Below are 8095 nucleotides of genomic sequence, written 5' to 3' on the forward strand. Positions count from 1 at the left end.
TGGTCCCGCTAATCTCGGGATTCGACTCTAGAGGAGGCGCGGAGGCGGGACCTCAGACTACGTCGACTGATCCCTGTCGGTTCGTGGCAAGCGCCCAGTGCACTGGCTGTCCGATTACGGCGGCCAGGCCGGTTTTCCCGCGCGAGATGCCCTAAAGTTCCAATTCTTTCTTGGCGGCCGATCAGTGGATGGCCGCGTACATTATCTTTTCCTCCGTCGCTTCGAGCGCAGAGAATTCCTCGACGACCTTGCCCTGTCGAGAGACGAGGATCCGATCCGACAACGCCATGATCTCCGGTAGATAGGAGGAGATCACAACGACAGCCTTGCCGTCGTCGGCCAGCCGGTTAATCAGCTCGTGAATCTCGACGATCGCACCGACGTCGACGCCGCGTGTCGGCTCGTCGAAGATGATCAGCTCCGGATCTTGGATCAGCGATTTGGCAATGACGACCTTCTGCTGATTGCCGCCCGAGAGCTCCACCACCTTGATGTCGTCGCCAGTGGCGCGGACCTTCAGGCGCTCGATCCAGGTCTTTCCGACCGCATTGCTCTCCCGTCGGGACAGCCAGGCCCGTCCAGACGGGAACTTGGCGAGCAGGCCGAGATAGATGTTGCGTGCGATCGAGGCGGTCTCAAAGAAGCCCTCGACCTTGCGGTCTTCGGTCACGTAGGCGATGCCGTCCCTCACGGCCGGCGCAGGCGCGCGGTAGCGTACCGGCTTGTCGTTGAGCAGGATCTCGCCGCCATGAAAGAAGTCGCGCTTCATGACGCCCGACACGATCTTGAAGGTTTCGGTTCGACCGGCGCCGACCAGGCCGAACACCCCGGTGATCTGGCCGGCGAACACCGAGAGCGAGTTGTTCTTGACCATCGGCGCCATCTTCAGATTCTGCACCGACAGCACGCGCCGTCCTGCGGTGCGCACCTTGTCCTTGCGCGCGCCGTAGAGCGTGTTGGAGAGATCGCGCCCGACCATCGCCTGGACGATGCGCGTGCGATCGAACTTCGACACGTCGTCGGTCACGACATGCTTGCCGTCGCGAAGCACGGTGATGCGGTCGGCCAGCAGCAGTGCCTCCTCCAGCGCGTGCGAGATGAAAACGATCGACACGCCGCGCTTTTTGAGATCGCGTACCAGATCGAAGAAATATTTCTTCTCCTCTGGCGTCAGCGTCGCCGTGGGCTCGTCAAAGATGATGACTTTGGCCTTGTGCAGCACGGCGCGGGCGATCTCGACCATCTGCTTCTTGGCCGCACCAAGGCCGCTGACCGTCGCCGTCGGCGTCACATCGAAGTTGAGCGATTGCAGGAACTGCTGGGCGGCGATGTAGATACCGCGGAGGCGGTTGTAGAGCTTCTCCTGGCCTAGGAACAGGTTTTGCGCCACGGTCATGGTTGGCACGAGGCTGTTCTCCTGGAACACCATCGCAATCCCGAGCTGCCGTGCCTCCAGCGGTGTCTTCGGCGCGACCGCGACACCGTCGACAGTCATGGCGCCCGAGGTCAGTGTCACGACGCCGGCCATGACCTTGGTCAGCGTCGACTTGCCCGCACCGTTCTCGCCGACCAGAGCGTGGATCTCGCCGCGCCGCAGCTCAAAGTCGACGCTCTCGATCGCCGGCACGCCAGCGTAGAGCTTGGTTGCCTTCGCCAGCGACAGAATGATCTCGCTCATGCGCCGATCCCTTCATCGAGGCTCGCAAGCGGCAGCTTGAGGACGCGTCCCGGTCCTTTGGCGATCATGACGAGATCCCGGCCGAACTCGACGGCCGCGACGACGCCGTGATTGACCCCGTCGGCGCGGCTGTGCAGCGAATAGCGCGGCGAGCCGTCGGCGGCGAGGCGGATGACGAGACCATACGACCGCGGCGGCGCCCAGGGCTTCATGACTCCCATGGTTTTGATATGCGCGCCCTGCAGCGGCTCCTTGAACGAATGGCCGGAGCTGAGCCGCGGCACTACCCAATAGTCCGGCTCGATCTCCGCAATCATGCGGCGGCGGAAGGCGGTCTCACGCAGCACGAACTCGACGAGTTGCGTGCGGGCGATGAACGCCGTCAGCCAGAATCCTCCACCGCCGGCCGGTGCAAGTCGCGACGGATAGACGGGGAGGCGGCCGAGCACGGTCGTTCGGGCGCCGTCTGGCGCGATCGCGATCAAGCGGTGCCGCCAGCTCTCGCTGACGAGCACGTCGCCGCCGTCCGCAACAGCGCCGAAGGCGTAGCCAAGACCGCTGGCGAGCTGCTTCGTTGTGCGTGTCTTTGGATCGAGTTGGAACACGCGTCCGGTGGCGCCGAGTTCCATCAGGTCGCGGGCCCAGTCGCTGAAACCCCGCACCATCGAGCCGTCAGTCGCAATCAGCGTACCATCGGCTGCATGCGCGAGCGCGTTGACGGCGTTCAGATCACCCGTAAACACCGACGTCGGCGTGCCGGCTTTGATGTCGTCGTAGACGCGAACCTCCGTTCCGCCGAGCGCCACTGCCAATCCTCCGGCGGGAAGCATCGCGAGCGCGGAGATCGGTCGCTCGAATGTTCGGATCTCGGCCGGCGACGATCCCGCCAAACGCACCAGCCTCGGCCCGTCGGCGATCAGCAGCGCGTCGCCGTCGACCGCAAGATCTTCCGGCGCGTCGCATGCGAGCAGCGTCTCGGCCTGCTCGAGCAGCTGATTCGGCTTCAGCGCGCCATCGAACGATGGCACAGTGATGGTCGCATCGCCGCGGCCGAGAAAGCGGTTGGCGAACGCGCTAATGGCGGCGATCACGACGGCTTCCTCCAGCGCTTGTCGTAGTGCACGAAGTCGGGATCGGCATTCTCCAGCTTGAAGCGGCCGATCCGGTTATTGGCGATGCCACCGAGATAGAGATAGCCGCGGTGCTCGCGCATCGACGTGATCATCGGATGGTTGACGCCCTTGAGGTCCCAAAAGGATTCCAGGATCTTGCCCTGCTCGTTGAACTTGACGACACAACCTGTGTTGATGTTTGGAAACAACCATTCGTCGATCGGCACCCGCTTGGCCATGCGCCGGCGAAAGCCGGGCATCTTCCAAGCCAGATCCAGCGATGGGCTGCGCATGCCGACCAGCGCCAGCCAGTAATTGCCGTCGGAGGCGAGGTTGATGTTGTCGGGATAGCCGGGCAGGTTGTCCATCACGATCTCGACGGCGCCTTTCCTGGGGCCGGCAAACCAGTAGCGCTTGATGGAGCAGCCGAAAGTCTCGGCAAACAGGATCGATTCCCCGTCGCTCGCGACTGCGACGCCATTCGGGAATTTCAACCCGCGCAGCGCGGTGTGCGTCGCGCCGGTCTTGGTGTCGTAGCAGATGATGCGGCCGTTGCCGCGCGCTTCCAGCCCGTCGACCGGCCATTCGTCCATCTCGTAGCGCACGGTCGCCTCGGAGAAGAAGATCAGCCCGTCATCGGTGATATCGAGGTCATCGGCGAGCCGCAGTCGGCTATCGTCGTTTACCGAATACAGGCTGCGGTTGGTCTCGTCGGTGGCCTTCTGCACCGTGCCGTCGGATGTGATGCGGTAGAGGCCCATGCCGCCGATGCAGACATAGAGGTTATCCTGCCGGTCGAACGCCATGCCGAGCGGCTGGCCGCCGATATGGGCGAAGACCTCCATGCTCTCGTAATCGGGCGGGAAGAACCGGATGATGTCGCCGTGACGCGATCCGGCATAAAGCACGTCGTTGCGGTCGAGGATGACGTCCTCGGGCGCCTCGATCCGCCCGAGCCCGATCAGCGTGACGTTACGGAGCTTGTCGTTCTGCTCGAACGGTCCGCCTTGGCCGATTTCGGTCGGAGGTGGCGGGGGCAGCGCATGGTAGGTCGGTGCGACATAGACCTTGCTGATGATGCGGGTGCGGTTCTTCTGCCAGCGGATGTCGATCATCGCGGCCGCCAGCAGGATGCTGGCGAGCGCCATGCGGTTGACGCCGCCGCGCGCGTTCATCGCCGTCAGGCCGTTGGTAATCAGAAGCACGACCAGCACGCCGACCAGTGATTTGACCACCGAACCCTTGCCGCCGCCGAGCGTGATGCCGCCGAGAACGGTGGCGGTCAGAACGATCACCTCGAGGCCGACGCCGATGTCGCCTCCAACCGTGCCCAGACGCGCGGCAAAGAACAGGGCCCCGATGCTCGTCAGCACGCCGCTCGCGACATAGCACAGCGCGATCGTTCGCCGCACCGGGATTCCGGAGTTATAGGCGGAGCGACGCGATCCGCCGATCGCCGTAATGTGCCAGCCCGGCCGCAACCGCGTCAGGAAGATATGACCGAAGATGGCGACCACGATGTACACCAGCGCCACGCTCGGCACCCCGAGAACGTCTCCGCCGCCAATGAAATTCCATGAGGGAATATCGGGAAATGCCGATGCGATGGCGTTCGAATAGCGCTGGATCAGGAGATCGAACGCCGAGCGGTAGATGATCAAGGTGATCAGCGTAGTGATGAAGGCGCGCAGCCTGAGATATCCGATCAGCAGGCCATTTACGGCGCCCAGCAGCCCGCCGACGGCCATGGTCGCGATAATCACGGCGGGAACGGGCCATTCCAGCACATCAAGCAGGTAAAGCGCACAGAAGTCGGTGAGCGCAAACATGGAGCCGACCGACAGGTCGATGCCGCCGGCGATCACGACGAGCCCCATTCCCAGCCCGATGAAGCCGATCTCGCCGGCCTGCCGCGCCGTGTCGGCGAGGCTGGACGGCGACAGGAAGTGCTCGAGCGACTGACTGAGTGCGAAGCCGACGATCAGCAGCAGGATCACCGGAACGGCGGTTTCGGTCCATCTCTTGGACAGGATCTCGCCGAGGAGATGGTCCGGCCAGTATCGATATCGCAGCCTGGTCAGTGTCTCGCGCATCTGCCTTCCGTGGATCATTCCCGATTGCATGGATGGAGCGCGCTCCGCCGGAAATGGAACGCGCTCCGGCGTGGCGGACTACTTCTTCAGATCGGAGAGATTCCAGCACGCCGTCTGGCTGTCGGCGTTGTCCTTGGTGATCGGAATCAGCGTCGTGTATTCTGAGCCCTTGATGGAGCCGGGCTTGGCGCCTGACGACAGCAGCCACTTGATCGTTCCGGCCATCTGCGCCGCTTGTGTCGGCACGTCGTAGCTCATGTCGAGGTCGAAGGATCCATTCTTGACCAGCTCACAGGCGCCCTTGCGTTCGCCACCGCCTGATGTCGCCAGGAACACCTTGCCCGTGAGCCCGGCTTCCTTGATGGCGGCAGCGGTGCCAATGTCCATGCCGTCCCAGAAGCCGACGATGCCGCAGAGATCGGGATTCTGTTTCAGGACCGTCTGCGTGATCGCCTTGGCCTTCGCGGCATCCCAATCGGCCGCCTGGCTGGAGACGACCTTGATCTCCGGATGCTTGGCAAGGACATTTTCGACGCCCTTGAGCGTGTAGGCGCTGGCGGCGGCGGATAGCGCGCCCTGGATCACTGCGATCTTGTTCGATTTACCCTCGCAGGCCTTCACCACGCCCTCGGTCTGGCGTTCGCCGATCTCGATCCAGTTTGCGCCGACAAAGGCCGAGCTGCGATAGGCCGAGCCCATATTGATCTGGATGACGTAGATGCCTTCATTCTCGGCGCGCTGCAGCAGCTTGGCGTAGGTCTGGACGTCAGGGTTGTGGATCACCATGACCGCAGGCTTCTCGGAGATCAGCGAGGTGACGGCCTGCGCGCCGGCATTGGTGTTCCAGTTGGGGTCGCGGATCTCGAATTTGACTCCATAAGGTTCGAGCTCTTTCTTCAGGCCGGCATACCAGCCTTCGGTAAGATCGAAGTTCATGGCGACCGGCACATAGGCCACCGTCTTGCCGGCCAGCGCCTCGCGGAAGGATTTCTGGAACGGCTCGTCGAGCCCCTGCTGGGCGAGCGCCGGCACGGCAACGCTCGTAAATGACAATCCGGCAATGATCCCACATGCAAACTGATGAGCGCGCAGCATTGTTTCCTCCTTGCTTGATGCTTTTTCTGCTTGTCTAGATGTCGCCTTGTTGGGCAGTTTCTTCGTTTCTTGGATTTAGGAACGTGTCCGTGATGACCGCGATCAGCAGCACGACGCCCTTGATCAGGTTCTGGCCGGCATAGGGGATGTTCAGGATGGTCATGCCGTTCAGCATGGTCCCGATCAGCAAGGTTCCGATGATCACGTTGACGACGCCACCGCGTCCGCCCGACAGCCCGATCCCGCCGAGCACCACAACGAGTATGACGTCATAGATCAGGGTCGAATTGAAGATACGGGTCGGCATTGAATTGACGGATGCAGCCATCACCAGGCCGGCGAAGCAGCCGATCAGTGCCGCGAGCACATATTGGAGCACGACAATCGGCCGCGACGGAATACCGGTAACGCGCGCGGCGAAAGGATTATCGCCGATGGCATAGATGTAGGCGCCCCAGCGGGTCCGGCGCAGCAGCACGAACACCACGAGGCAGGCGATCGCAAACATCACAATCGAGGTGGGGATGCCGAGAATGCTGCCTTGCCCGAGCCGTTCGAACCCTGCCATGCCGTCACTCCACTGCACGACGTCGAGCTGGAACAGCGCGGCCTGGCCGAGCCCCGCGACGAACAGGCCGGTGGCCAGTGTTGCAAACAGCGGTGGCACTTCGGCGTAGGCAATCAGCCAGCCGTTGACGAGGCCGATCGCAATCGAGAGCAGGCCGGCGGCGAGCAGCGAAGCGGGGAGCGAGTGCCCGTTCTGCACCATCTGCAGCACGAGCCCGCCGGGGACCGCGAGCGTCGCGATCAGCGAGAGATCAATGCCGCGACCGATCACCACGATCGCCATGGCGAGGCCGAGGATCCCGAGCACGGCGACGTTCTGCAGCAGCGTCAGCATGTTGTCGGCGGTGAGGAAGCCGTTGAGGAAGATCGAGAATGCGAGGAACAGCGCCGCGAAGACGACGAACACGATTTCCTGCTGATTGAACCGAAAACGCTTCATCGTTTGCTCTCATCGACTCCGGATTGAGCGAACGCGCCCGGCGACGTGCCCTCGATCCGATAGGTTTGCGGCAGCGCGGACAGGCTCTCCGCGAGCTGGTTCAGCAGTGCTTTGTCGTTGCAGCCGACCGAGACGCGGACGACCGTGTTCAGCCTGTCATCCTTGTCGACATGGATCTCTGCAGGCATGGCCGTGCCGAAGGTGCGCTCGATCTCTGTCCTCACCTTCTCCTGGATGGCGAGGTCGCGCAGCGTCGGCTTGAAGATCTTGCCGACGGCGGTGACCGGCAGCGCGTCCAACAGCACGACGCGCTTCGGCCGCGCAGGCGGTTCGTGGACGTTGAGTTCGATATGTTCCTGCAGCCGCGCGATATCGATGGTCTGGTTCGGCGAGGGTACCACAAAAAGAATCGGAACCTCTCCAGCGTAGGCATCTGGCATGCCGACCGCCGAGCTCATTTGCACGCCGGGAAACGCATTCGCGACGTCTTCAATCGCGGCCGGATCGATGTTGTGCCCGCTACGGACGATCAGATCCTTTTCCCGGCCGGTGAGAACCAGCCGCTGGTCTTCGGTGAGATAGCCGACGTCGCCGGTGATGATCCAATGATCGTCGGTGAGGACGCCGCGGTTGTGCTTGGGATCGAGATAGCCAGGAAACACCTGCGGGCCCTGGACCAGCACCAGGCCGCTGGTGAGCGGCGGGCACTCTCTGGCCATATCTGCATCCCCGAGCGCCACGATCCTGGTTTTCGCAAACGGCGCCCGGAAGCCGACGCTGCCTTGAAGCGGTTCGCCCCGTCCCGGATTGAAGGCGATCGCAGCGGCAGTTTCCGTCATGCCGTAGGTTTCGAACAGCCTGATTCCGGTCCGGGCCTGGAAGCGATCGCTGATCGCTTTTGGCAGCACTGCGCCACCGGTCAGCGCCATCCTGACCGTGCTGATATCGCAGCTGCCGATCGGCACCTCGGCAAGCGCGGCGATGGATGTCGGCACGCCGCTGACGATGGTCGCGCGGTAGCGCGCCACAGTGCGCCAGTAGTCGCGGATGGCCTCCGGGCTTCTCAGGCTGTAGGGCGACGGGATGATGACATGGCCGCCGGCCGCAAGGA

At 63.1% G+C, this 8095-nt stretch carries 6 protein-coding genes; all 6 read right to left on the reverse strand.

Annotated elements, in window-relative coordinates; translation table 11 throughout:
- Nucleotides 1–181: 181 nt before the first annotated feature.
- On the reverse strand, nucleotides 182–1678 hold the full coding sequence (locus BRAS3843_RS10285; RefSeq protein ID WP_008968793.1) for a sugar ABC transporter ATP-binding protein: 1497 nt from the start codon (nucleotides 1676–1678) through the stop codon (nucleotides 182–184).
- Nucleotides 1675–2769 carry a hypothetical protein gene (locus BRAS3843_RS10290; protein ID WP_008968794.1) on the reverse strand — a complete coding sequence of 365 codons (1095 nt, stop codon included), beginning with the start codon at nucleotides 2767–2769 and terminating at the stop codon, nucleotides 1675–1677. The genes BRAS3843_RS10285 and BRAS3843_RS10290 overlap by 4 nt, the downstream gene beginning before the upstream one ends.
- The gene (locus tag BRAS3843_RS10295) at nucleotides 2766–4883 is read right to left on the reverse strand and encodes an SMP-30/gluconolactonase/LRE family protein (protein ID WP_008968795.1); all 2118 of its coding nucleotides are present in this window, start codon (nucleotides 4881–4883) and stop codon (nucleotides 2766–2768) included. Before BRAS3843_RS10295 ends, BRAS3843_RS10290 begins: the two co-directional genes overlap by 4 nt.
- A gap of 78 nt (nucleotides 4884–4961) precedes the next feature.
- Nucleotides 4962–5978, reverse strand: a complete 1017-nt coding sequence (locus tag BRAS3843_RS10300) for a sugar ABC transporter substrate-binding protein (RefSeq protein ID WP_008968796.1) — start codon at nucleotides 5976–5978, stop codon at nucleotides 4962–4964.
- 34 nt (nucleotides 5979–6012) lie between these two features.
- Nucleotides 6013–6984, reverse strand: a complete 972-nt coding sequence (locus BRAS3843_RS10305) for an ABC transporter permease (protein ID WP_008968797.1) — start codon at nucleotides 6982–6984, stop codon at nucleotides 6013–6015.
- A partial coding sequence (locus tag BRAS3843_RS10310; RefSeq protein WP_139024827.1) for an AMP-binding protein occupies nucleotides 6981–8095 on the reverse strand: 1115 nt, incomplete at its 5' end. The genes BRAS3843_RS10310 and BRAS3843_RS10305, both read right to left, overlap by 4 nt.

Source organism: Bradyrhizobium sp. STM 3843, assembly GCF_000239815.1.
Lineage (GTDB): Bacteria > Pseudomonadota > Alphaproteobacteria > Rhizobiales > Xanthobacteraceae > Bradyrhizobium.

Bases quoted from the DNA above. Each gene is read 5' to 3' on its own strand.
- BRAS3843_RS10295 (WP_008968795.1), bottom strand. From the start codon at position 4,883: ATGCGCGAGACACTGACCAGGCTGCGATATCGATACTGGCCGGACCAT.
- BRAS3843_RS10300 (WP_008968796.1), bottom strand. From the start codon at position 5,978: ATGCTGCGCGCTCATCAGTTTGCATGTGGGATCATTGCCGGATTGTCA.
- BRAS3843_RS10305 (WP_008968797.1), bottom strand. From the start codon at position 6,984: ATGAAGCGTTTTCGGTTCAATCAGCAGGAAATCGTGTTCGTCGTCTTC.
- BRAS3843_RS10285 (WP_008968793.1), bottom strand. From the start codon at position 1,678: ATGAGCGAGATCATTCTGTCGCTGGCGAAGGCAACCAAGCTCTACGCT.